The following is a 23,578-nucleotide window of genomic DNA, read 5'->3' on the forward strand; positions in this document are numbered from 1 at the left end:
AGAACTACTCCTGTTCAGGGTTACGCAGGTAATAACCGACCCCTCTTCTAGTTACAATCCAACCAGGATGGCTTGGATTGTCTTCAATCTTCTCACGAAGACGTCTGACCGTTACATCGACTGTCCGTACATCACCAAAATAATCATAGCCCCACACGGTCTGTAATAAGTGCTCCCTTGTCATGACCTGACCGATATGCTTCGCTAAGTAATGAAGCAATTCAAATTCGCGATGAGTTAATTCAATCGTATCGCCCCGTTTGGATACCACATAGGCATCCGGATGGATGGTGAGCGTTCCTATCGTAATTTCCTTCGGTTCATTTTCTTGATCTGGGACCGGGACCGCTTGCTGACGTCTTAAGTTCGCCTTAACGCGGGCAATTATTTCCCGGGTACTAAATGGCTTTGTGACATAGTCATCCGCACCAAGCTCTAAACCTAAGACTTTATCTATCTCTGAATCCTTAGCCGTTAACATGATGATTGGCGTTTCATACTTCTTCCTTACTTCCCTGCAAACTTCCATCCCATCGCGCTGCGGTAGCATGATATCAAGTAAAATCAAATCAGGTTGCCGTTCTTCTACCATTTTGAGGGCTTCATTGCCATCATAAGCACAAAAAACTTCATAGCCTTCCTTTTTTAGATTGAATTGTAATATATCGGCAATTGGCTTTTCATCATCCACTACCAGAATCTTCTTATCCATGTGCTTATCTCCTTTTTAATAACTAAACTGAATCTATTAAAAACCGTGTCCTTATCCGGGACTTTATTCACTTTTCCTTCTGCTTGCACCAATCTAGCATCCCAGTTCAACAAATTTATATATATATACCCAATAAAAGGGACCGAACACCGGAATGAAAGCGAATTGTATCTATTCTACTTTATCATTTTATAGGCATTAAATCACCTTTTTCCTATTATTCTCATCTATCTGTGAAGCAGAAGAAGTCCTCGAATATTTTTCGAAGACTCCCATCGATTACTGACTTATATAGTTTAGCGGATTTACAAGAGAACCGTTTTTATATATTTCAAAATGGAGGTGGACACCTGTGGAGTGCCCTGTTGAACCCATCATGCCAATTTTCATGCCCTTCTCAATCTTTTGTCCAGCTTTTACATTTATTGAATCCAAATGGGCATATACTGTCTTATACCCGTTATTATGATTGATCGTTATCTTATTTCCATACCCTCCGGAGTTTCCAGCAGTCTCGATTATCCCATGATCCGCTGCCGTTATGGTCCTGGTGGTTGGCCGGGCAATATCGATACCTTTATGAAGTTTCCCCCAGCGCTGCCCCTGCTTGCTGGAAATATAGCCCCCATCTGCAGGCCATGAATATGTACCGCTCCCCTGGGAAGGAACGACCTTCGTGCCTTTTCTAGTGACTTCCATTTTGGCTTTTTCCGTGTTTTCTTTTTTTACGATCGTTTCACTGATTTTCTTACCATTTGTTTCAGATACTGCATATGTGAATGCCTGAACCCCCTCATTGCCAATTTGTTCAGTAATGAGTTCACCCTTGGGAAGTTCGTCATCCTCCTTCACTTTCTTTTCGAAAGGAATCCTCTCTTCCTTTAATACTTCTCTTTCCACCATTACGTTCACATAGGGCGTAGGCTGGGTCACATAGAGATGCTCGCCCTTTTTAAGCCCTTTGCCCTCATCCTGTCCTGGATTTAGCTCTAACAGTTGATCCAGGTCCATATCATGCTGATTGGCAATTGCTTCAAGATCCTCATCTTCCATAGCCTCATAAAGCGTCTTTTCTTTCTTTCCTTCTTCTATCATGGAAAGGGTATCATCGACGGTCTTGATTTCAGCTGGATCGATCATTGATTCTTTAAACGTAACGGGAAGTGAAAACTTGATGTCCAGAATTCTACTTCCTGGTTCTTTTAACGGTTTTGCACCCGTTTCGTTTCCTTTTTTACCTGTTTCATATTCAGCGTATTCCTCTTCATTTACATATAATAACTTGATTTTTTCCAAAACGTCCTCAGCATCATCCCTTGACGCAACATAAGCGACCGCCTGATTATCTATGTCGATTTCATACGCCTTTGCTTTCACATTGAGCTTTTCTTGAATATGCTTTACAGCCTGATCTTCTTTTACTTCTTCATCAAATACCTCTTCAGGTACATATGACAGCTGCGACTCCCTATCGAATGTATAGTCTGGATAATCTCTCTGTGCTGCTTTTACCTTATCGGCTACGATCTCCTCTATTTCCGTTTCATCCGTCACACTTCCGACGAACTCATCATTAAGATAAACATGCTGAATGGTGTCAGTTTTCGATATCCCTGCGGCCGTTGCCATATTTCCAGCAAGCAATAAAATGACCGAAACCATCAACAGGATGATCCCCTTACCTTTTGAGCTAAACATATATTGTCCTCCTTAACGGCTCAGTCACCAATTAAGAAACTAATCAAATTTATTTTGAGATTTATTAGTCCAATTTAAATATCCACTTGCATATGACTGATTTCTATTATGATTTTTCACTCATAACTCTACCATAATAAAAAAAAAAACAAGAAACAGTCGTGATAATGTAATAGAACTGTATAAATGGTGACAACAAGTACCAATAAATATGCTAATGAGGAAGATTCGATACATTTCGAAATAAGGAGTGGACGTAAGCCCCGTAAGGATAAAAGCGGTTTATATGCCAATTTGGGTGAAATTGGTATGTTACAAATCGTTAACAATTCATTAACAAGATTTCATTTATAATACATCTGGATGTAAAACAAAAAAAACGCCCTAAAGGAAAGGCGTTTTTAAAAAGGATGGCTCAGGACGGAATCGAACCGCCGACACAAGGATTTTCAGTCCTTTGCTCTACCGACTGAGCTACTGAGCCAAATATTCTATTTTAGAACAAAAAAATAAAATGGCGGTCCCGACGGGAATCGAACCCGCGATCTCCTGCGTGACAGGCAGGCATGTTAACCGCTACACCACGGGACCAGTAAAGAATTATATAAAGAAGTGACCCATACGGGATTCGAACCCGTGTTACCGCCGTGAAAGGGCGGTGTCTTAACCGCTTGACCAATGGGCCGAAAAAAATGGTGAGCCATGAAGGATTCGAACCTTCGACCCTCTGATTAAAAGTCAGATGCTCTACCAACTGAGCTAATGGCTCGTTCTAATGAAATGTAACTTTTCAGGATGTTTCACGTCTCAATGCAGCTACTCGCTTGATGTTGTTAATGCTTGTTCTATTGTGACGACGCTTTTGATAATATCATGGTTATCATAGTTTAGGCAATAGTTTTTTTGAAATAAAATTATTTTTTTTTATCTTTTTCCTTTATCCTACTGTTTCAATCCATTCTTCCAATATCCCAGGTCTCTCGATTGTGACATCAGAATGCAGTGATTGATTCCAATAATGAAGAAGAGCCGGCTAAAAAGCCAGCTCCATTTCATCAATTACGCTAGACGCCAAGGGCTTCTCACGATATTTGTTTGGTTGCGGTCAGGACCGACAGAAAAAGTAGTCAAAGGAATGCCTACCAATTGAGATACGCGCTCTACATAGTGGCGAGCGTTCTCTGGAAGCTCATCCAATGATTTGCATCCTGTGATGTCTTCTGACCAGCCTGATAGCTCTTCATAAACTGGTTTACATTCGCCAATCGCTTTTAATGTTGCTGGAACCTCATGAATGATTTCGCCTTTGTATTCATAAGCTACACAAATTTTGACCGTATCAAGACCTGATAACACGTCAATCGAGTTCAATGATAAATCGGTAATCCCGCTGACACGGCGTGCATGGCGAACGACAACTGCATCAAACCAGCCGACACGGCGCGGCCTGCCTGTAGTTGTACCATATTCACGGCCAACTTCACGGATTTGGTTACCGACTTCATCATGCAATTCTGTAGGGAAAGGACCATCGCCCACACGGCTTGTATATGCTTTACATACTCCAACCACATGATTGATTTTTGTAGGACCTACGCCAGAACCGATCGTAACGCCACCTGCAACAGGATTAGATGAAGTGACGAATGGGTATGTTCCTTGATCGATATCAAGCATCACACCTTGTGCCCCTTCGAATAATACCCGTTTTCCTTCATCAAGTGCATCGTTCAATACAACGGATGTATCACAAACATATTTCTGCACTTGTTGTCCGTACTCATAGTATTCATCCATGATATCTTCGATTTTGAAACCTTCCGTTTCATAGAAGCGTTCGAACATACGGTTTTTTTCGACAAGATTTTGAGCCAATTTTTCCTCAAAAATTTCACGGTCCAAAAGATCTGCCATACGGATTCCGTTACGAGCAGCTTTGTCCATATAAGCAGGGCCGATTCCTTTTTTTGTCGTTCCAATTTTATTAGCGCCTTTACGGTCTTCTTCGACTTCATCCAATTTGATATGGTAAGGAAGAATGACATGTGCACGGTTAGAGATACGAAGATTATCCGTACTCACTCCATGACTATGTAAATAAGCAAGCTCCTCTACAAGAGCTTTTGGATCAACCACCATACCATTTCCAATGACACAAATTTTATCACTATAAAAAATCCCTGACGGAATTAAATGCAGTTTATAGGTAACGCCATTAAATTTTATTGTATGCCCTGCATTATTCCCACCTTGATAACGAGCGATGGCTTCCGCATTCTGGGATAGAAAATCTGTTATTTTACCTTTACCTTCGTCTCCCCATTGTGTACCGACTACTACAACTGATGACATCTGAATAAAGCACCTCCAAAGGTTCACGTAATACCGATTATTTACCGGTTCTTATCAAACAAACCTATTTTATCAATAATCCAAAGTGGAAGTCAATACAAAATCCGAACGTTACACATTTCAAAAAATACTTCGTTCGTAAATATGAAAAAAATCTTTCCGTTTTCAAAATTGGTTTTGGATTGTCAATCCTTATTCTGCCCTTTGATTTCTTTTATTATTATCACCAGTCCCTTTCTTTTTCCAAAATAAAAACAGCCCGCCATTGCATGAATGGCAGGCAGTTCCCTATGCGCCGGGAGACATCGAATCATCATCGAAGCGGCGTTCGAGGTTAACGAATTTATTATATTCTTTCACGAATGCAAGCGAAACCGTGCCTACTGGACCATTACGCTGTTTCGCTATAATGATTTCAATGATATTTTTATTCTCGGATTCTTTATCATAATAATCATCACGGTATAAGAATGCGACGATATCGGCATCTTGCTCGATACTCCCGGATTCCCTGATATCAGACATCATCGGACGCTTATCCTGGCGCTGCTCCACTCCCCGCGATAGCTGGGAAAGGGCTATGACGGGCACTTTAAGTTCACGAGCGAGCGCTTTAAGTGAACGTGAAATCTCGGATACCTCTTGCTGACGGTTGTCGCCTGAACGACCATCACCTTGAATTAACTGCAGGTAATCGATCAATATCATCCCAAGCCCATGTTCCTGCTTCAAACGACGGCATTTCGAACGAATTTCACCAATCCTCACACCTGGCGTATCATCGATATAAATGCCGGCATTCGACAAGCTTCCCATCGCCATCGTCAATTTACGCCAATCCTCATCCGTTAAGGAACCTGTCCGTAAATTCTGAGCGTTGATATTTCCTTCAGCACAGAGCATACGCATAACGAGCTGCTCTGCACCCATTTCAAGACTGAAAATCGCTACATTCTCCTCCGTTTTGGTCGCAACGTTTTGAGCGATATTCAATGCAAAAGCGGTTTTACCAACCGAAGGACGGGCACCCACTATGATGAGGTCATTACGTTGGAACCCTGCTGTCATTCGATCCAGTTCAGCAAACCCTGTCGGTATTCCCGTGACATCCCCTTTACGGGTAGTCAAAATTTCTATGTTATCGTACGTCGCAACCAATACATCCTTAATATTTTGAAAAGACCCGGAATTCTTACGCTGGGCCACTTCCATGATCGTTTTTTCTGCTTCCCCGAGCAGCTCCTCGACCTCGTCCTCGCGACTGTAGCCTTCCTGAGCGATGTTGGTCGCTGTCCTGATCAAACGACGCAGCAATGACTTCTCCTCGACGATGCGGGCATAATATTCAATATTGGCCGCGGTAGGTACCGATCCGGCCAATTCACTTAAATAAGAAACTCCGCCAACCTCTTCAAGGTTTTTTGTCGCAGCCAATTCCTCTGTCACCGTGATCAAATCGACAGCTTTTCCTTCGTCATTCAAATTAAGCATCACATTAAAGATTTTTTGATGAGAGCTTCTGTAAAAATCCTCCGGAATCAAAACTTCCGATGTAACGGTCAATGAAGAGGGCTCAAGAAAAATGGCCCCTAGCACAGCCTGTTCGGCTTCTATATTTTGAGGGGGAATCCTATCCTGAAATTGTTCTATCATATCTTAAAACCTCCCATTCTAAGAGGATACCATTTATATGTTTCTAGTAAAAAAGAAAAAAGTGAAAGGACAACATGCCCAATCACATTTTTCGTCTATCTCTATTTTATCAATTTTTCACAGATATGAAACAGCTAAAATTAGTTAATTTCTTTCACATGCACAGTCAGTGTCGCAGTGACTTCAGGGTGAAGCTTGACTGGAAGCTTTGTATGCCCTAAAGTGCGGATGCCTTCAGCAAGTTCCATTTTACGTTTATCAACCTTGATACCGTGTTTTTTCTGAAGCTCCGATGCAATTTGTTTAGTCGTGATGGAACCGAATAAACGCCCGCCCTCACCGGCTTTGGCAGATAGTTCAACCGTTAGTTTCTCCAGCTGCACTTTCAATTCTTCAGCATGCTGCAGTTCTTCTGCTGCAAGTGATTCTTCTTTATTTTTCTGGGCTTCCAATGTTTTTACATTTGTATTATTTGCTTCAACGGCCAATCCTTGTTTTAGCAGGAAATTATGTGCATAACCATCTGCAACATTTTTAACTTCCCCTTTTTTCCCTTTACCTTTTACGTCTTTCAGAAATATTACTTTCATTCTTTTTGTCCCCCTTCTAAATATTCATCTATAGCTGTTTTTAATCGACTTTCTGCTTCATCAATGGAGCATGCCTGTTGAGTGGCGGCATTTGTTAAATGTCCGCCTCCATTTAACATTTCCATGATCACCTGTACATTGATATCACCAAGGGATCGCGCACTTATGCCTACTGTATCATCAGATCGCTTAGCCATTACAAAGGAAGCAACAACGCCATCCATGGTCAATAGGGTGTCCGCAGCCTGAGCAATGAGCACCTGATTGTGGACCTGATCGGTTTTTGCCGAGGCAATTGCAATTCCCTTTTTATAAAAGATAACTTCTTCAATGAGCTTCGACCGTTTAATATAGGTGTCAACGTCTTCTTTTAAGAACTTCTGGACAAGTACCGTATCAGCTCCATGTGCCCTTAGATAAGAGGCTGCATCGAAAGTACGTGAACCTGTTCTTAAAGTGAAGCTTTTCGTATCGACAATGATACCTGCAAGTAGCGCCGTTGATTCCAGCATATCTATCTTACTGCGTTTCGGCTGATATTCAAGCAGTTCGGTCACAAGTTCTGCTGTTGAAGACGCATATGGCTCCATATAGACGAGCAACGAGTTTTTGATGAACTCCTCACCCCGGCGATGATGGTCGATGACTACAACCTTATCGATCCTATTCAATAACCGCTCTTCAATTACCATAGAAGGTTTATGTGTATCGACCACAACCAGCAATGTCTCATCCGTAATCATTTCAAGAGCATCATCAGGAGTTATAAACCGGGCATAAAGCTCTTCTTTATTTTTGATTTCCTCCATTAAACGGAGTACACTGCTATCAAGCTGCTGGGTGTTAATTACAATATAGCCTTCACGTTCATTCATTTGGGCAACTTTCAAAATGCCGATGGCTGAACCGATTGCGTCCATATCCGGGTTTTTATGGCCCATGACAATGACTTTATCACTATCAAGGACTATATCCTTCAATGCATGGGAAATCACACGTGCACGGACCCTCGTGCGTTTTTCCATCGGATTGGTTTTACCGCCATAGAATTTCACTTTTCCATTCGCTTGCTTGATGGCTACCTGATCACCGCCCCGTCCTAAAGCGAGATCCAAGCTGGACTGTGCAAGTGTACCTAGTTCCGGTAAGGATGACACTGCCGAGCCGACCCCGATGCTCAAGGTCAATGGTACATTTTGCTTGGCCGTCGTTTCCCTGATTTCATCCAAAATCGAGAATTTTCCCTTCTCAAGTTGCTGAAGGATATGCTCATTAAAGACAGCGATGAATCGCTCCGAGGAAACCCGTTTAAAGAAAACGCCATTATCCCTTGCCCATTTATCAAGAAGTGAGGTAACCAAGCTATTAATGCTGCTTTTACGCTGATCATCCATACCCTGTGTCAAATCATCATAGTTATCAAGGAGAATGATCGCAATTGCCGTTCGCTCATCTTCATATAGTTTCTCGATTTCCACTTGCTCCGTCACATCAAAAAAGTAAAGAAGCCTTTCCTCTCGCTTATGGACCACTTTGAATTTCCGATCGTGGAGCGTAATTGTCTCTGTCTCGATCTCTTGCTTAATTAACGGAACGATCGAGTCCGCAACATCGTATAGCGATCTTCCTGCCAAGGAGTCTTCACTAAAACACGAAGCCAGGAATGGATTGGTCCATTCAATGTAATAATCCTCATTAAAGAGCATGATCCCAATTGGCATTTCCAATAACGCTTCCTCACCGACCTTTTTTAAACGGTAAGATAAAGTCGTTATATATTCTTCTGTCTTACGTTGCTTTTTTTCTACCATTCTTAATGTTAAATAAAATAAACCAGCAAGAATCAATAAACCAACAAGTGCAATAACCCAATTATAATAAGCCAGTACGCCCAAAAGTAACACGCCCGCGGCCAGCATCCCATACACTGGGGACTTAATCGAGTATTCTTTCAAATAAGATGGCATAGTTTCAGCTCCTAAAAGCATCTGTTTTACAAAAAAGTCTATTCCTTTTTCTTGATCGTCTCCCTAAAAGGAAATCCTAAATCTATTATACCTAAAAATCGTACGGCCGTTGTAATAATCGGAATCGGCAGAAGCAAAGAAAAAACCACGATTAAAACAGGTATGGCTTTAGCCCATGACTTCACATGAGCGATATAAAATATCAGGGAATATCCTTGTAATAAAATGAAGAACTGCAGGATGAAAAATAGGTTCGATATGGCCATATATACAAAACTATTCTTGTCCGTATTCACAAAAAGAGCAAGAAGCATCGTAATTAAATAATACCATAAAAGGCTTTTCGGGAGTCGCAGATCTCGAAAATGAGGCCATTTTATCGTCTTATCGCTGAACCTCTTCACAATGGGATGTGCAGCGAAGAAAATCAACAAAACCATGCTGACTGATATCAACACGAACAAACTTGGCATCAGCGTGTTTATCATGTCGATTGATTCATACATCTGCTTTTTGACTTGTTCCGTCGGTGCCTGTCCTAAGGAATCCATGATGTCGATTGTTTTTTTTATAGATCCTTCAGCCATATTCATCGATTCTTCTATGTAATTAACATCCGTTATTAACACTGAAGCTGCATATATTAATAAAATCCCTCCCAGGAAGACAAGTACTGCACTTATGAACATTGGTGCCATCGGTTTGTCCTTTTTCAAAAAATAGCCGATCGCAATTCCCGTTGCCCCCATAAGCAAGGTAAGCGGGACAGACAATATCGTCCCGATGAGGATCGACAATAGTGAAGCAATGAATAGGTAACCGAGGCTCCACGATAACTTTTGTTTGATTGTGACCAGTATGAATGGAATGGGTAAAAAGAAAATAGTGAAGATACCCACTAGCGGGACTCGAATGGTGATGAACAGTAAAATGCAATATAGTGCCAAAAGGGCTCCACCCTCCGCAATTCGTCTCCCGTTATTCATTTTTTCACCCCCCCGTTAATATTAAAATTAATGTCTTATCTTCATATTGTATCCGTTACGGCCAGGATATTTCAAACATCACATTATTTTTTGTAAGGAAAACTCCTTTTTAAATTCCTTTTAAAAATAAAAAAACCGCAATTCAGCGGTTTTTCAGCATAAGATCCTAACTTATAATCGAGTAGGAGGAGGCGCCTAGCCTCCGACCTCTCACACCACCGTACGTACCGTTCGGTATACGGCGGTTCAGTTTAAGTCTGACGTAGTTTTGTATATCGTTCATATAGATTTACTAACCCATGATGGAGCCAATAAACATTATTAAGGGTTTTGTCTAGAATAGGACTATGCGCTATGCGCCAATAACCCTTTCTGCTATTTCCCCATTCATATGCTTTTCCAAATGGGACGCCTAATCCTTTGAGTTTCCTCACCCTCGTTCTTGGTAATTTCCATTGCTTCCATAGGCACATTCTGAGTCTTCTTCGAATCCATGAATCTAAATTCTTCAATACGTTCGGAGTATCAATGAGGGCGAAATACCCCATCCAACCTCTAAGGTATTGCTTTAACTTATTTATTCGGAGTTCCATGGGTATCGGTAATTTTCTCGAGGTCATTTCCCTGATTCGTTTCTTTACCCTCTTCACCGTTTGTTTAGCCAGTAGAACCTTCGGGTTCTTCTTTGACTTCGTGAAACTAAAACCGAGAAACGTTCTGTTCCAAGGGCGATCATACTTCGACTTCTCGTAGTTGACCTTTAGCTTCAGTTTATTTTCAATGAAGCTTGAGATATTTCCCATTGCACGTTTGGCGGCTTTTCGTGTCTTCACAAAGATAGTACTGTCATCCGCATACCTTACGAATCGAAGATTGCGTTTCTCTAGTTCTTTATCTAAATCGTCTAACATGATATTAGATAATAAAGGACTTAACGGACCTCCTTGCGGAGTTCCCTCCTCACTTTTATGAAAAAGTCCGCCTATCATAATGCCTGCTTGAAGGAATTTACGAATCAGTTTAAGAACTCGTTTATCTTCAATTTTCCGCTCTAACATTCCCATGAGCTTGTCATGATTCACTTTATCGAAGAACTTCTCCAAATCCATATCCACTACCCATGTATAACCTTCGGTTATATAGGACTTTGCCTTTCGAACCGCCTGGTGCCCTTGTTTGTTAGGGCGAAATCCATAGCTATTCTCCGAAAAGGTTGAGTCATATATCTTGGTCAATATTTGGGCAATGGCTTGTTGAATGAAACGGTCTAGAACGGTTGGAATACCCAAAAGCCGAACTCCGCCGTTTGGTTTCGGGATTTCGATACGACGGACGGGCTTCGGTTGATAGGTACCCTGTAAAAGGGCAGTTTTCATGTTGTACCATTCGGTTACGAGGTGCGGTCTCAGGTTTTGGACCCGCATTCCATCTACACCATGGCTTCCCTTATTTCTTTCTACACGCTTCAATGCCTGTATTAAGTTTTCCCTCTCTAGTATCTGTTCCATTAACATCGTTGATATCCTTTCTACGTGGATAAATGGTCTATTTGTGCCTTTATCTGCTCCACCCTTTTGAAGTTCCCCGTGTATTCACCACTTCTTCCTTCAAATAAGTTCCGTTAGGAATTGTTTGCTTCTTCACAGATAACGAACGCCTAGTATTCATCCTCCTTAATCTGTTCGGTCCTTCCTTGTCTTCTCGAGTAGACAAGTACTATGACCTCTGCTGACTTCTGATGATTCAGCTGTCCATCACTGGAAAGGTTACCAAGTGTACTTGGCTGTCATCAGACCTCCCCGGGTAAGAGTGCAATCTTTCCCTCCATCTATCTGCTTCATTTACTCTGTACCACCTTCGGCAGTAAGGACTTTGTTTTGTTTCGCAAACTCATCCAATGATACCTAGCCTTATATGAAGTTCGTGTTCCTCAGACCGGAGGTTTGCCGCTTGCTTCCTTCAGATTCCACGTCACCGTGGACACCCTTGCATTAAGCTAACCACTACTACTGCCTTCATGATTCGGGACTTCCACCCTATAGATTGCACCCATGCCGGGCGCACAAAAAAGGCACATTAAGGAAAACTCCTCAATGTGCCAATTTATTATTCACCAGATACATATGGAAGTAATGCCATAGTACGTGAGCGTTTAATAGCAATCGTTAATTTACGTTGATATTTAGCGCTTGTGCCAGTTACACGACGTGGTAAAATTTTACCGCGTTCTGAGACGAATTTTTTAAGAAGATCTGTATCTTTGTAATCAATTTTAGTGATTCCGTTAGATGTGAAATAACAAACCTTTTTACGCTTACCGCGTCCTTTACGTCCACCCATTGCCATAATAAATTTCCCTCCCTGCTTTTTAAATTTTCATTTTAAACGGCTGTTTAAAACGGAAGATCGTCATCTGAAATGTCGATTGTTTTACCGTCATTTGCAAATGGATCATCATCTACACGAGTGTAGTTGTTATTGCTCCGTTGATTCTGATTAGGATTTTGTCCATACGAATTGTTGTCATTTCCGTTATTATTGTTACCATAACTTTTTTGACCTCCACCGTAAGAACCGCCTTCATTTCTTTCACCCGCTGAACTGCTTCGTGGTTCAAGGAATTGAACGCTCTCAGCCAGAATCTCCGTCACATATACGCGTTTGCCGTCTTGTCCTTCATAATTACGTGTTTGGACACGTCCATCCACGCCAGCTAAACTGCCCTTTTTCAAGAAGTTAGCTACATTTTCTGCCGGTTTACGCCAAACTACACAGTTAATGAAATCCGCTTCACGTTCACCTTGCTGATTCGTAAAACCACGATTCACAGCTAAAGTAAAGGTAGCTACGGGAACTCCATTAGGTGTATATCGCAATTCAGGATCTTTAGTTAAGCGTCCTACCAAAACTACGCGATTCATCATCAGAATCAACCCCTAGGTTTCAAACTTGTTTCACGTGAAACAAGATTAGAATTTATATTAAAATATTGGATTAGACTTCTTCTCTAGTAGCCATGTGGCGAATAATGTCTTCACTGATTTTAGCAAGACGATCGAATTCTTGAATCGCAGCACTTTCAGCGTTAACTTTAAGAAGCATGTAGTAACCATCACGGAAATCATTGATTTCGTATGCAAGACGGCGTTTACCCCATTCTTTTGCTTCTACTTCCGCACCATTATCAGAAAGGATTGTGTTGAAACGTTCAACTAAAGCTTTTTTAGCTTCTTCCTCAATGTTTGGACGGATGATATACATAATTTCGTATTTTCTCATCACTGTCACCTCCTTTTGGTCTAAGCGGCCCAATTGGGCAAGGAGCAATTATTTATAATTACTCACAAGATAAAATTATAGCATAGTTAAAGTGGCTTTGCAACGAACGGTTCGACTTATTACAATTAATTGAAATCTAATGGATTAAAGGCTCAAAAAAGACCCTGCATTGGGAAAATGCAGGGTCTTTTTAACTTAAACGTTGAAACGGAAATGGATTACATCGCCATCGTTAACGATGTATTCTTTTCCTTCTAATCGAACTTTTCCTGCTTCTTTTGCAGCACTATGACTACCCGCTTCAAGCAAATCGGTATAAGAAACGATTTCGGCACGGATGAAGCCACGTTCGAAGTCCGTATGAATGACACCTGCACATTGAGGGGCTTTCATACCTTTACGGAATGTCCATGCACGCACTTCCTGTACACCAGCTGTAAAGTATGTTGCCAATCCGAGAAGATTATATGAAGCACGGATCAACTGGTCAAGACCCGACTCTTCAATGCCAAGTTCAGATAGGAACATTTCCTTTTCTTCACCTTCAAGCTCTGCAATTTCTTCTTCGATTTTGGCACAAATTACGATTACTTCTGCATTTTCCTTCGCAGCATATTCACGAACTTGCTGAACATATTCATTATCGTCAGCATTAGCCACTTCATCTTCGCTCACATTCGCCACATAAAGAGTCGGCTTCGCCGTAAGCAAGTGCATGCCCTTCACCATTTTTTGCTGTTCCTCGGTAAATTCAACTGAACGGGCGGGCCTTTCATTCTCCAATGCTTCTTTTAAAGCCACAAGAATTTCATGTTCAGCCACTGCGCCTTTATCTTTTTGCTTGGCCATTTTTCCGACACGGTCGATGCGTTTGTCAACGGATTCCAAATCGGCCAGGATCAATTCAAGGTTGATGACTTCGATATCATCGATTGGATTTACTTTTCCAGAAACATGAGTAATGTTATCGTCTGCGAAACAACGGACAACCTGACAAATTGCATCCACTTGACGGATATGGGAAAGGAATTTATTACCGAGACCTTCTCCTTTACTGGCCCCTTTTACAATTCCGGCGATATCCGTGAATTCAAATGCTGTCGGAACCGTTTTTTTTGGTTTGACCAATTCTGTCAATTTTTGCAGACGGTGATCTGGCACTTCAACAATCCCTACATTTGGGTCAATCGTACAGAAAGGATAGTTGGCAGATTCCGCACCTGCCTGAGTAATTGCATTAAATAAAGTGGATTTACCTACGTTAGGCAAACCTACTATACCAGCTGTTAAAGCCATTTATATTTCACTCCTTCAAGATAATTCGTACATATGGGAAAAAGTCTGATTTTCTATAAAAACCATCCAATTACCTAAACCTTTCCCAATTATAGATTTCGCTTCCTAAAAAGACAAGTAAATCATGAGAAACTCAGGACTGCCTTCACTCAAAAAAAAAGCATGATCACTCCTCATGCTTTTGTAGAACTTTTTTCATTTTCTTCGCGAATTCACGTCGAGGCAGCATTACGCTATGACCGCAGCCTTCACATTTTATCCGGATATCCATACCAAGTCGAATGATTTTCCACTTATTTACTCCACAGGGATGTGGTTTTTTCATTTCCACAATATCCTTAAGCGCAAACTCTTTTTCTTCCATAACCATGAGCCCCCTAATTCCTATGACTCGCTGCCATTGTACGTAGATTTAATCCCACTTAAATCAAGCGCAGCACTTATTTCTTTTCTTAATATTCTACTCATTTCGACATGATGCATCGGTTTTGTTTCAGCAGTGACCCGAAAGACAACTTCATCAGGACTTATCGCTTCAATTCCTAAAAATTCAGGTGCTTTGACTAAGAAGTCATATTTGCCTTCCATATTATTCAAGGTTTGAATGAGTACCCTCTCAGCAAGTTCTACTGATCCATCATTAGGTATAGCTACATCCACAACAGCCTTACTATTTAATATAGAATAATTTGTAACTTGAACAATACTACCATTAGGTATGAGGTGCAATTCTCCTGAGCTACTTTTAATCTTTGTTGTACGAAGCCCAATTTCGAGAACTTCACCCTCAAATGTATTAATTTTAATATAGTCCCCAACCGAGAAGTGATCTTCAAAAATCACAAAGAATCCTGTGATAATATCTTTTACCAAACTTTGAGCACCGAACCCAACTGCCAAACCAAGTATCCCAGCTCCAGCCAGCAAAGCCTTTACATCAAATCCGAAAATTTCAAGAATCATTACCAAGGCAATAAAATTAATAACATAAGTGACTATATTTTCCAGTAACTTAATGAGTGTCGTTTCTCTGCGCTCTGAAACGCGAATAGGACTTCTTAAGCGAACCGCGAAAAATTTACTTATGACCGTCTTTCCTATTCTAATAATAATACGTGATAACAGGAGAACAAGGAAGATTTTAATGATTCCTTCCCCTAATAGTAACCATAATTTTTCATCCATTACCTCTTTTGTAACGTTATCATAAATGCGTTCCATCTTTTCCTCCTGGCTAATCCAAAATTCTGCAAAACTTTTATATTTTCTCTATGACTTTACCATACCGACTTATTTCTCTACCCCTCACGCTGTGAGATAACCCGAATAGGAGAAGTTTTCTCTATTTTATCAATAAATAAGGGTTTCTGTACAAAAAAAATATGGGTATATAGGTAAAAGAAATAGAAGTTTTTTCCGAGTTAATCCAGTAATTTGTTACTAGAATGTATAAATGAAAGCAATTGGTAGAGGAAGAAAAGTCAATCCATTTCCCCTTCACCTGTTTGCAAGTTCTACAAAAATTTCCCTCATCTGTTACGTTAAATACCGTATATTTTTTCCTTTTTATCCGTATACTGTAATACCAAATAAAGTAAAGGAGTTGAGCCGATGAATCTGAATTCTAGTCTATTTAATAATAATAAAAATAGATTGAGCCGCATCCTGCATGAAGATACGGATGCATCCAAACAAATTTCCCAGGAATTAATCAACCTTCTACCAACTGGAAAGCTTCAAACAATCGTCATCGTCTGTATAGGCACAGACCGTTCTACAGGCGATTCCCTCGGACCACTTGTCGGCACTCTGCTAAGTGAAAAAGCTGAAAACAGTTCTTCATCGTTCCATGTTTATGGTACTTTAGATGACCCTATACATGCGATGAATTTATCGGAAAAATTAAATGAAATAAAAAAGATTCATACCAATCCATTTATAGTCGGAATCGATGCTTGCTTAGGGAAGATGAAAAGTGTCGGTATTGTCCAAATCGGTCAAGGACCAGTGAAACCAGGTGCTGGGGTCAATAAAGATCTTCCTTCCGTTGGAAATGCCCATATAACAGGAATCGTGAATGTAAGTGGCTTCATGGAGTTCATGGTCTTGCAAAACACTCGTCTTAATCTTGTGCTAAAAATGGCCAAAACCATCGCCGAGGGGATTTATGAAGCACAAAATCATTATCCAGTAAAACCTTCCATCACTCCTTTCACATTGTCATTCAAGCAAGAAAAAACCCTTTGATCTGTTTTGCTGATCAAAAAAATGAAGGAAGGGATTATTCCCTTCCTTCTTTTATTTAGGCTGTTTTCACATACTATGTTGCTATTTACCAGGTAGTGAGTTGTGGTTGATTTCCCCTCCAGATGCTCGCTTTCCTTGGTGCGGGCGGTGAGCCTCCTCGGCGTAAACGCCTGTGGGGCCTCACCTGTCCCGCTGCTCCCGCAGGAGTCTCGCACTTCCGCTCCAATCACCCTTAAATAGTTTCGTTTTAAAAACAACAATCTTTACGAAAAGAGCCTTTATTTAAAAATAATACATGATTGTAACTAAAATGGCGGTGATCATTATGCCAGGAAGCAGATTAGCCACCCTTATTTTGGTGACACCGATAATATTCAAACCAATTGCTAAAATCATGACTCCCCCAGTTGCCGTCATTTCCAGTATGAAGGAATCCATTAAAGCAGTTGGGATCAGCGTATTAATCTGTCTTGAAAAAATTGCTATCAAGCCCTCATAAAGAATGACCGGAAATGCCGAAAAAAGTACTCCTATGCCAAGCGTACTGGCGAGGACCAGTGCTGTAAATCCATCGATGATCGCTTTTGTTATCAAAACGTCATGATCATTCCGGATACCGCTATCCATGGCACCGATAATGGCCATCGCCCCAATGCCAAATATGAGCGTAGCCGTTACAAACCCCTGGGATATCGAAATTCCTTCTTTCGCTTTCATCCTGCGTTCAATCCAATTGCCTAAAGAATTAAGCCTAGCCTCAAGATTCATCCATTCCCCAAGGACAGCCCCTCCAACAATACTTAAAATGACAATAAGAAATTGATCACTTTTAAGCCCCATCTGCAAGCCTAAGACCATGACGGCTAAACCAATTCCACTCATGACCGTTTCTTTTATCTTTTCAGGTATATGTTGCAAAAACCTTCCCAAAATCGAACCGATTAAAATGCAGGCACCATTCACCAAAGCCCCTAATAATACCATCTCATTCACCTAATTTTCCACAGTAAAAAATAGATTAAACCTCTGATGCCACTTTTTTTCATAAAGGCTATCTAAGAGGAAATGTTCTCTTGATCGATCAAGTCCAAAATTCTCTCCAGATCTTCTTTTGAAAAGAATTCGATTTCTATTTTCCCTTTTTTCTTGCTTTGTTTTATCGTTACACTCGTTCCCAGTCTTTCACGCAGACTTGATTCGCGTTGCTTTATGAATATATCTTTTTTATCTTGTTTCTTAGGTTTGGTTTCACGTGAAACGGTATCATTCAATTGATGTATATATTGCTCCAGCTGTCTGACATTCATTCCTTCTTTGAGGATTTTATCCACTACTGGCTTAAGCATCTCTTTTTTCTTTAAACCCAGTAATGCTCGGCCATGCCCCATGGAAATTTCCCCTTCGGAGATATAACTCCTAATCCCTTCAGGCAAAGATAGCAATCTTACATAGTTCGCGATATGGGGTCGGCTTTTACCCAACCTATTGGCCAGCTGTTCCTGGGTGAAATTCAATTTTTCAAGAAGTGTCTGATAAGCGGCAGCTTCCTCAATTGGATTTAAATCTTCCCGTTGCAGGTTTTCCAAAATCGCCAGTTCCATCATCTGCTGTTCATTCAATTCCCTCACAACAACCGGAACTGTCTTTAAACCAGCTTCCTTGGCAGCACGATAACGCCTCTCCCCAGCAACGATTTCATAGCCCTTAATACTTTTCCGGGCAATAATCGGCTGTAATATCCCATGTTCCATGATAGATTGCTTTAATTCTTCTATAGCTTCAAGTCGGAAGCTCTTTCGGGGCTGATAAGGATTTGGCCTTAATTCCCTTAATTTGATTTCACGCACGATTTCATCTTTACTTATATCCCCAGTGAAAAGTGCGTTAAGTCCTTTGCCAAGTCCTTTAGCCATTTGATACCACTTCCTTTGCCAGTTCTAGATAGACCTCCGCTCCTCGTGACTTTGGATCATATATAATTATTGGTTCTCCATGGCTCGGTGCTTCACTCAAACGGACATTGCGAGGGATGATGGTTTGATAGACTTTATCCTGAAAGTATTTTTTGACCTCTTCTATAACCTGGAGACCTAAATTTGTCCTGGCATCCAACATCGTCAATAGCACACCCTCGATTTTCAAATCATGGTTCAAATGCTTTTGGACGAGACGGACCGTATTCAAGAGTTGACTCAGGCCCTCCAATGCATAATATTCACATTGTACAGGAATCAAAACTGCATCTGCTGCCGTTAATGCATTAAGCGTAAGCAAGCCCAATGATGGAGGACAGTCAATCACGATGTAATCATATTGACTTTGCACCTCTTCTAATGCCCTTTTTAATCGGACTTCCCTTGAGATGGTTGGAACAAGTTCAATTTCAGCACCTGCAAGTTGAATTGTCGCAGGTATAGCATATAAGTTTTCTACCTTTGTTTCCATGATGACGGTACTGGCTTCGACATCATCAACCAATACATCATAAATACATTGTTCCACATCCGCTTTATCAATACCTGCACCGCTAGTCGCATTTCCCTGCGGATCGATATCGACCATTAAGACTTTCTGTCCTATGTATGCAAGACAGGCACTTAGACTGACAGAAGTTGTCGTTTTTCCAACACCGCCTTTTTGATTGGCAATGGCGAGAATCTTACCCACGAATTCACCTGCTTTCAACTATCTTCATCACGCTATATCTATTAACTTTTACCGTAAATCCATTTATTTCTTTCTATTTTATCATGAATGTTACTGGAAGAAATCGTTTTCTGAAATTCCTCATAAAATTTGAAATTTATCTAAACAGCATGAAAAAACCGAGAAAAATTGAATCATTTTTAGGGTGTAAAATGCGAGTTTTTGGCAACAAAATAAAAAAAGCTTGGTAATCGGAGACTACCAAGCAGGGTTAAGGATAGGGAATCAAGTTTTTTTCTTAGGTATTTTAATCGTGAACTGATAATACTCCTCGAACTCTTCTTCCTCTGCATCCAAATTTATTCCATTGTCTGTAACCATACTGAGTGATTGGCGTATAGTATTCACGGCAATCCTCATGTCTTTACTAAACGCTTTTCGCTTAGGTTTCGGCTTCTGCACAGTACCCGTCAAGAGCTTGACGACCATCTCTTCGGTCTGCTTGACGTTTAACCCTTTTTCGATGATTTCCAAAAGCAGTTTGAGCTGCTTTTCAGGACTCTTTAACGGTATCAACGAGCGGGCATGGCGTTCCGTAATTTGCTTTTGAAGAAGAGCATCTTGAACTTCCTGGGGCAGCTTAAGCAACCGAAGCTTATTTGCCACGGTAGATTGTCCTATTCCCAGTCTTTGTGCCAGAGCTTCTTGGGTTAGACTATGCAGCTCCAATAGTTTGCCGTAAGCCAAAGCTTCTTCAATTGGTGTCAGTTCTTCTCGCTGAAGGTTTTCTATCAGCGCAACGGAAGCCGTTTCTGTATCGGTGAAATCTTTGATTATTGCAGGTGCCAATACCCAGCCAAGCTTTTGCATGGCTCGAAAACGACGCTCACCTGCAATGATTTCATATTTTCCCTGTCCATATGCCCTTACTACAATTGGCTGAATGATCCCATGTGTATGAATCGTTTGAGCCAATTCAGCAATTTTATCGTCATTAAAAACGGTCCTTGGTTGAAATCGATTAGGCACAATATCAGAAATGGAAATTTTTCTTATTTCTTCATTATTATTGCTAGGTGTCTCCATCTCTAGTTGCTGTTCTTCTTTTTCGCCAAACCCAAAGAACCGCGAAAAAGGATGCTTCATCTTCCTACACCACCTTTTAAAACTCCCAAATAACATATTCTCTATTTAAAGGACAAGTCCTGCATACATTTCCCGACATGGTTATACATATGGGTCTTCACTGTAAAAAACATGTCGACTGGCGTCATCAAGGCAAAAAAGAAGAATGAACGGCCAGTTTTTATAAATATCGGCCGGCTTGCCCAAGATTATTTCCCTGAAATCAAAAAGAAAAATCGCCGGCTTATAGCCCTGCTGGAAAAGAAGGAACACGTTTGACATTATACCAAAAAAAACCTTCATGTTGGCTTATACAGTATTGAATGAACATAACAAGGTCATACGCTTATAGTAAATATGAAACCTGCCTCATCAGTATAAGGGTTATTCGATAGGCTGCTTATTCGGTGTCCCTGGTTTTCTTGGGTATTTTTTAGGAGTCTTCTTCACTTTTTTTACAGTAATGATGTTTCTTTCACTATTTTCCTCTGGCAATGTGAAAGGATGAATTTCTTCGATTTCTCCGCCTAATATAAAAATGGCCTTCTTCCCTGTATCCATTTCATCTTGTGCACTAGCAGCTTTCATGGCAATGAACGTCCCATCTGGTTTAACAAGCGGCAAACATAGCTCACTTAAAACGGACATCCTGGCTACCGCTCTTGCCATTACAATATCATAGGATTCGCGATGCTCTGGTTTTTGAGCGAAGGTTTCCGCCCGGTCATGATAGAAGGAAACTCCCTTTAATTGCAAAGACTCAGCAAGGTGATTCAAAAAAGAGATTCGCTTATTCAAAGAATCCACAATCGATACGTGGATATCAGGGAAACAAATCTTCAATGGAATACTCGGAAATCCAGCTCCAGCCCCGACATCGCAAATTTGATAAGATTTGTTAAAGTCGAAATAGAAGGCTGCACTGATTGAATCATAAAAGTGCTTTAGATAAACTTCTTCTTTATTAGTGATGGCTGTTAAGTTCATCTTTTCGTTCCATTCAACCAATAATCGATAATAAGTGTCAAACTGATCAAGCTGGTGAGGAGAAAGCTCAATCCCTTTCTCCTGCAGTGCTTGTTGGAACTGTTCAATATTCATGTTTTTTTCAATCCTTTTCGGGTATTTCCATTACTGAGATACTCTGGCAATCTTACCTTGTTCTAAATAAACAAGCAAAATGGAAACATCAGCGGGATTCACACCGGAAATTCTTGAAGCCTGGGCTACTGATAGCGGGTGGACCTGCTTTAATTTTTGGCGTGCTTCCGTTGCTAGACCAGAAATTGCATCATAATCGATATTCTCTGGAATCTTTTTATTCTCCATTTTTTTCAGACGATCGACTTGCTGTAAGGATTTTTCAATATATCCTTCATACTTGATCTGAATTTCGACCTGTTCCGTCACATCATCGCTCAGTTCGACATCACTTGGAGCCAGCTTCTGAATATGGGAATAATCCATTTCAGGCCGCTTCAATAAATCGGAGGCACGGATTCCATCCTTCAGCTCACTGCCGCCACTTGCTGTAATGACTTCTTGTACCTCTTTGGTCGGTTTGATGAAGTTTGATTTTAGTCGTTCCTTTTCCATTTCAACCGCTTCTTTTTTCAAAAGGAAACGATTGTAGCGTTCTTCTTTGATCATTCCGATATTGAATCCGATTTCCGTTAAGCGTAAATCGGCATTATCATGACGCAATAATAAACGATATTCTGCACGTGAAGTCAGCAATCGGTATGGTTCATTCGTACCTTTCGTTACAAGGTCATCAATGAGCACACCAATATAGGCATCGGAACGGCTTAAAATCAGTTCTTCCTTACCTATTGCATTCAATCCGGCATTAATACCGGCCATAAGCCCTTGGCCAGCTGCTTCCTCATAACCGGACGTGCCGTTAATTTGTCCAGCAGTATACAGGTTTTTAACCTTTTTCGTTTCCAATGTAGGCCATAGCTGAGTAGGAACGATCGCATCATATTCGATTGCGTATCCCGCACGCATCATTTCCGCCTTCTCGAGCCCTGGGATCGTTTGAAGGATCTTCACTTGTACATCTTCAGGCAGACTAGTGGACAGCCCTTGAACATACACTTCCTTTGTATTGCGTCCTTCAGGTTCAAGGAAGATTTGGTGACGTGGTTTATCATTGAAACGAACGACCTTATCTTCTATCGATGGGCAATAACGAGGTCCCGTTCCCTTTATCATTCCAGAATACATTGGCGAACGGTGTAGATTCTCATCAATGAGCTGATGTGTCCCCTCATTCGTGTACGTTAGCCAGCATGGCAATTGATCAGTGATGAACTTTGTGGTTTCATAAGAAAATGCACGTGGCACTTCATCACCAGGCTGAATTTCCGTTTTGCTGTAATCTATGGAAGAACTATTGACACGTGGTGGTGTTCCTGTTTTAAAACGGACCAAATCGAATCCTAACTGCTCTAGATGTTCTGAAAGCCTGATTGAAGGCTGCTGATTATTGGGACCGCTTGAATACTTCAATTCCCCTAAAATGATTTCACCGCGTAAATATGTTCCCGTCGTGATTACGACAGTTTTCGCACGATATACCGCACCTGTTTTTGTAATGACACCCGTACAAACGTCGTTTTCAACTATTAATTCCTCAACCATTCCTTGAATCAATGTCAAATTTTCTTGGTCTTCTATCGTCTTTTTCATTTCTTGCTGATAGAGGAATTTATCTGCCTGTGCCCGTAATGCACGAACAGCAGGACCTTTAGCCGTATTCAGCATCCTCATTTGGATATGGGTCTTGTCGATATTTTTTCCCATTTCACCGCCTAAAGCGTCAATTTCCCTAACAACTATCCCTTTTGCCGGCCCACCAACGGACGGATTGCATGGCATGAAGGCGACCATATCCAAGTTAATGGTGATCATCAACGTTTTAGCTCCGACTCTAGCAGCTGCAAGGCCTGCTTCACTACCAGCATGACCAGCACCAATAACAATGACATCATAGCTACCTGCTTCGTATTGCATATCCTTTTC

General features: G+C 41.0%; 21 protein-coding genes and 4 tRNA genes. 1 reads left to right on the forward strand and 24 read right to left on the reverse strand.

The window, feature by feature from the left end; all coding sequences use genetic code 11:
• Nucleotides 1-4: 4 nt before the first annotated feature.
• The 18 genes from yycF to UP17_RS25000 form a co-directional block, all read right to left on the reverse strand.
• Entirely contained in the window at nucleotides 5-712 is a 708-nt protein-coding gene (gene yycF / locus UP17_RS24915; RefSeq protein ID WP_034316131.1) for a response regulator YycF, read from the reverse strand.
• Between the two features lie 279 nt (nucleotides 713-991).
• A complete protein-coding gene (locus UP17_RS24920) occupies nucleotides 992-2,410 on the reverse strand; it encodes a peptidoglycan DD-metalloendopeptidase family protein (protein ID WP_061465904.1) in 1,419 nt (472 codons plus the stop codon).
• Nucleotides 2,411-2,821: 411 nt separating this feature from the next.
• A tRNA-Phe gene (locus tag UP17_RS24925) sits at nucleotides 2,822-2,894 on the reverse strand.
• A gap of 31 nt (nucleotides 2,895-2,925) precedes the next feature.
• Nucleotides 2,926-3,001, reverse strand: a tRNA-Asp gene (locus tag UP17_RS24930).
• 22 nt (nucleotides 3,002-3,023) lie between these two features.
• A tRNA-Glu gene (locus UP17_RS24935) sits at nucleotides 3,024-3,095 on the reverse strand.
• 8 nt (nucleotides 3,096-3,103) lie between these two features.
• A tRNA-Lys gene (locus UP17_RS24940) sits at nucleotides 3,104-3,179 on the reverse strand.
• 290 nt (nucleotides 3,180-3,469) lie between these two features.
• Nucleotides 3,470-4,762 (reverse strand): adenylosuccinate synthase, encoded by a 1,293-nt coding sequence (locus UP17_RS24945; RefSeq protein WP_061465905.1) that lies wholly within the window; start codon nucleotides 4,760-4,762, stop codon nucleotides 3,470-3,472.
• Nucleotides 4,763-5,050: 288 nt separating this feature from the next.
• Nucleotides 5,051-6,415: a replicative DNA helicase gene (dnaB, locus tag UP17_RS24950; protein WP_061465906.1), complete on the reverse strand. Its 1,365-nt coding sequence runs from the start codon at nucleotides 6,413-6,415 to the stop codon at nucleotides 5,051-5,053.
• Between the two features lie 140 nt (nucleotides 6,416-6,555).
• Complete coding sequence (rplI, locus tag UP17_RS24955; RefSeq protein ID WP_061465907.1) at nucleotides 6,556-7,005, reverse strand: 50S ribosomal protein L9; 450 nt, start codon at nucleotides 7,003-7,005, stop codon at nucleotides 6,556-6,558.
• Entirely contained in the window at nucleotides 7,002-8,972 is a 1,971-nt protein-coding gene (locus UP17_RS24960) for a DHH family phosphoesterase (protein WP_061465908.1), read from the reverse strand. Before UP17_RS24960 ends, rplI begins: the two co-directional genes overlap by 4 nt.
• A 38-nt stretch (nucleotides 8,973-9,010) precedes the next feature.
• Entirely contained in the window at nucleotides 9,011-9,958 is a 948-nt protein-coding gene (locus tag UP17_RS24965) for a YybS family protein (RefSeq protein WP_061465909.1), read from the reverse strand.
• 251 nt (nucleotides 9,959-10,209) lie between these two features.
• A complete protein-coding gene (gene ltrA, locus UP17_RS24970; RefSeq protein ID WP_061461592.1) occupies nucleotides 10,210-11,472 on the reverse strand; it encodes a group II intron reverse transcriptase/maturase in 1,263 nt (420 codons plus the stop codon).
• 592 nt (nucleotides 11,473-12,064) lie between these two features.
• A complete protein-coding gene (rpsR, locus tag UP17_RS24975) occupies nucleotides 12,065-12,304 on the reverse strand; it encodes a 30S ribosomal protein S18 (protein WP_053348323.1) in 240 nt (79 codons plus the stop codon).
• Between the two features lie 47 nt (nucleotides 12,305-12,351).
• The gene (ssb, locus tag UP17_RS24980; RefSeq protein ID WP_061465910.1) at nucleotides 12,352-12,882 is read right to left on the reverse strand and encodes a single-stranded DNA-binding protein; all 531 of its coding nucleotides are present in this window, start codon (nucleotides 12,880-12,882) and stop codon (nucleotides 12,352-12,354) included.
• 70 nt (nucleotides 12,883-12,952) lie between these two features.
• Nucleotides 12,953-13,237, reverse strand: a complete 285-nt coding sequence (rpsF, locus tag UP17_RS24985) for a 30S ribosomal protein S6 (protein ID WP_034316153.1) — start codon at nucleotides 13,235-13,237, stop codon at nucleotides 12,953-12,955.
• 195 nt (nucleotides 13,238-13,432) lie between these two features.
• Nucleotides 13,433-14,533, reverse strand: coding sequence for a redox-regulated ATPase YchF (gene ychF / locus UP17_RS24990; protein WP_061465911.1), 1,101 nt, complete (start codon nucleotides 14,531-14,533; stop codon nucleotides 13,433-13,435).
• Between the two features lie 166 nt (nucleotides 14,534-14,699).
• Complete coding sequence (locus tag UP17_RS24995; protein ID WP_061465912.1) at nucleotides 14,700-14,897, reverse strand: DUF951 domain-containing protein; 198 nt, start codon at nucleotides 14,895-14,897, stop codon at nucleotides 14,700-14,702.
• A 20-nt stretch (nucleotides 14,898-14,917) separates the two neighbouring features.
• Nucleotides 14,918-15,754, reverse strand: coding sequence for a mechanosensitive ion channel family protein (locus UP17_RS25000; protein ID WP_061465913.1), 837 nt, complete (start codon nucleotides 15,752-15,754; stop codon nucleotides 14,918-14,920).
• 390 nt (nucleotides 15,755-16,144) lie between these two features.
• Between UP17_RS25000 and yyaC the strand changes: the two genes are divergently transcribed.
• Entirely contained in the window at nucleotides 16,145-16,780 is a 636-nt protein-coding gene (gene yyaC, locus UP17_RS25005; RefSeq protein WP_061465914.1) for a spore protease YyaC, read from the forward strand.
• A gap of 282 nt (nucleotides 16,781-17,062) precedes the next feature.
• Here yyaC and UP17_RS25010 read toward each other — a convergent pair whose 3' ends face one another.
• The 6 genes from UP17_RS25010 to mnmG all read right to left on the reverse strand — a co-directional run bounded on the left by UP17_RS25010 (nucleotide 17,063) and on the right by mnmG (nucleotide 23,569).
• Nucleotides 17,063-17,764 (reverse strand): DUF554 domain-containing protein, encoded by a 702-nt coding sequence (locus tag UP17_RS25010; protein ID WP_061465915.1) that lies wholly within the window; start codon nucleotides 17,762-17,764, stop codon nucleotides 17,063-17,065.
• A 71-nt stretch (nucleotides 17,765-17,835) separates the two neighbouring features.
• On the reverse strand, nucleotides 17,836-18,693 hold the full coding sequence (locus tag UP17_RS25015; protein WP_061465916.1) for a ParB/RepB/Spo0J family partition protein: 858 nt from the start codon (nucleotides 18,691-18,693) through the stop codon (nucleotides 17,836-17,838).
• Entirely contained in the window at nucleotides 18,686-19,447 is a 762-nt protein-coding gene (locus UP17_RS25020) for a ParA family protein (protein ID WP_034316249.1), read from the reverse strand. Before UP17_RS25020 ends, UP17_RS25015 begins: the two co-directional genes overlap by 8 nt.
• Nucleotides 19,448-19,711: 264 nt before the next feature.
• Nucleotides 19,712-20,572 (reverse strand): nucleoid occlusion protein, encoded by an 861-nt coding sequence (gene noc, locus UP17_RS25025; RefSeq protein ID WP_061465917.1) that lies wholly within the window; start codon nucleotides 20,570-20,572, stop codon nucleotides 19,712-19,714.
• Between the two features lie 363 nt (nucleotides 20,573-20,935).
• A complete protein-coding gene (gene rsmG, locus UP17_RS25030) occupies nucleotides 20,936-21,652 on the reverse strand; it encodes a 16S rRNA (guanine(527)-N(7))-methyltransferase RsmG (RefSeq protein ID WP_061465918.1) in 717 nt (238 codons plus the stop codon).
• Between the two features lie 30 nt (nucleotides 21,653-21,682).
• On the reverse strand, nucleotides 21,683-23,569 hold the full coding sequence (gene mnmG, locus UP17_RS25035) for a tRNA uridine-5-carboxymethylaminomethyl(34) synthesis enzyme MnmG (RefSeq protein WP_061465919.1): 1,887 nt from the start codon (nucleotides 23,567-23,569) through the stop codon (nucleotides 21,683-21,685).
• Between the last annotated feature and the right edge of the window lie 9 nt (nucleotides 23,570-23,578).

This window comes from Peribacillus simplex, assembly GCF_001578185.1.
Classification (GTDB): Bacteria; Bacillota; Bacilli; order Bacillales; family DSM-1321; genus Peribacillus; species Peribacillus simplex_A.

What these genes read in the sequence shown, in the direction of transcription:
- mnmG (WP_061465919.1), bottom strand. Translation starts at nt 23,569, where the DNA reads ATGCAATACGAAGCAGGTAGCTATGATGTCATTGTTATTGGTGCTGGT.
- UP17_RS24965 (WP_061465909.1), bottom strand. Translation starts at nt 9,958, where the DNA reads ATGAATAACGGGAGACGAATTGCGGAGGGTGGAGCCCTTTTGGCACTA.
- yyaC (WP_061465914.1), top strand. Translation starts at nt 16,145, where the DNA reads ATGAATCTGAATTCTAGTCTATTTAATAATAATAAAAATAGATTGAGC.
- UP17_RS24945 (WP_061465905.1), bottom strand. Translation starts at nt 4,762, where the DNA reads ATGTCATCAGTTGTAGTAGTCGGTACACAATGGGGAGACGAAGGTAAA.
- ychF (WP_061465911.1), bottom strand. Translation starts at nt 14,533, where the DNA reads ATGGCTTTAACAGCTGGTATAGTAGGTTTGCCTAACGTAGGTAAATCC.
- yycF (WP_034316131.1), bottom strand. Translation starts at nt 712, where the DNA reads ATGGATAAGAAGATTCTGGTAGTGGATGATGAAAAGCCAATTGCCGAT.
- dnaB (WP_061465906.1), bottom strand. Translation starts at nt 6,415, where the DNA reads ATGATAGAACAATTTCAGGATAGGATTCCCCCTCAAAATATAGAAGCC.
- rplI (WP_061465907.1), bottom strand. Translation starts at nt 7,005, where the DNA reads ATGAAAGTAATATTTCTGAAAGACGTAAAAGGTAAAGGGAAAAAAGGG.
- UP17_RS25010 (WP_061465915.1), bottom strand. Translation starts at nt 17,764, where the DNA reads ATGGTATTATTAGGGGCTTTGGTGAATGGTGCCTGCATTTTAATCGGT.
- rpsR (WP_053348323.1), bottom strand. Translation starts at nt 12,304, where the DNA reads ATGGCAATGGGTGGACGTAAAGGACGCGGTAAGCGTAAAAAGGTTTGT.
- UP17_RS25000 (WP_061465913.1), bottom strand. Translation starts at nt 15,754, where the DNA reads ATGGAACGCATTTATGATAACGTTACAAAAGAGGTAATGGATGAAAAA.
- UP17_RS24920 (WP_061465904.1), bottom strand. Translation starts at nt 2,410, where the DNA reads ATGTTTAGCTCAAAAGGTAAGGGGATCATCCTGTTGATGGTTTCGGTC.
- UP17_RS24995 (WP_061465912.1), bottom strand. Translation starts at nt 14,897, where the DNA reads ATGGAAGAAAAAGAGTTTGCGCTTAAGGATATTGTGGAAATGAAAAAA.
- ssb (WP_061465910.1), bottom strand. Translation starts at nt 12,882, where the DNA reads ATGATGAATCGCGTAGTTTTGGTAGGACGCTTAACTAAAGATCCTGAA.
- noc (WP_061465917.1), bottom strand. Translation starts at nt 20,572, where the DNA reads ATGAAGCATCCTTTTTCGCGGTTCTTTGGGTTTGGCGAAAAAGAAGAA.
- ltrA (WP_061461592.1), bottom strand. Translation starts at nt 11,472, where the DNA reads ATGTTAATGGAACAGATACTAGAGAGGGAAAACTTAATACAGGCATTG.
- rpsF (WP_034316153.1), bottom strand. Translation starts at nt 13,237, where the DNA reads ATGAGAAAATACGAAATTATGTATATCATCCGTCCAAACATTGAGGAA.
- UP17_RS24960 (WP_061465908.1), bottom strand. Translation starts at nt 8,972, where the DNA reads ATGCCATCTTATTTGAAAGAATACTCGATTAAGTCCCCAGTGTATGGG.
- rsmG (WP_061465918.1), bottom strand. Translation starts at nt 21,652, where the DNA reads ATGAATATTGAACAGTTCCAACAAGCACTGCAGGAGAAAGGGATTGAG.
- UP17_RS25015 (WP_061465916.1), bottom strand. Translation starts at nt 18,693, where the DNA reads ATGGCTAAAGGACTTGGCAAAGGACTTAACGCACTTTTCACTGGGGAT.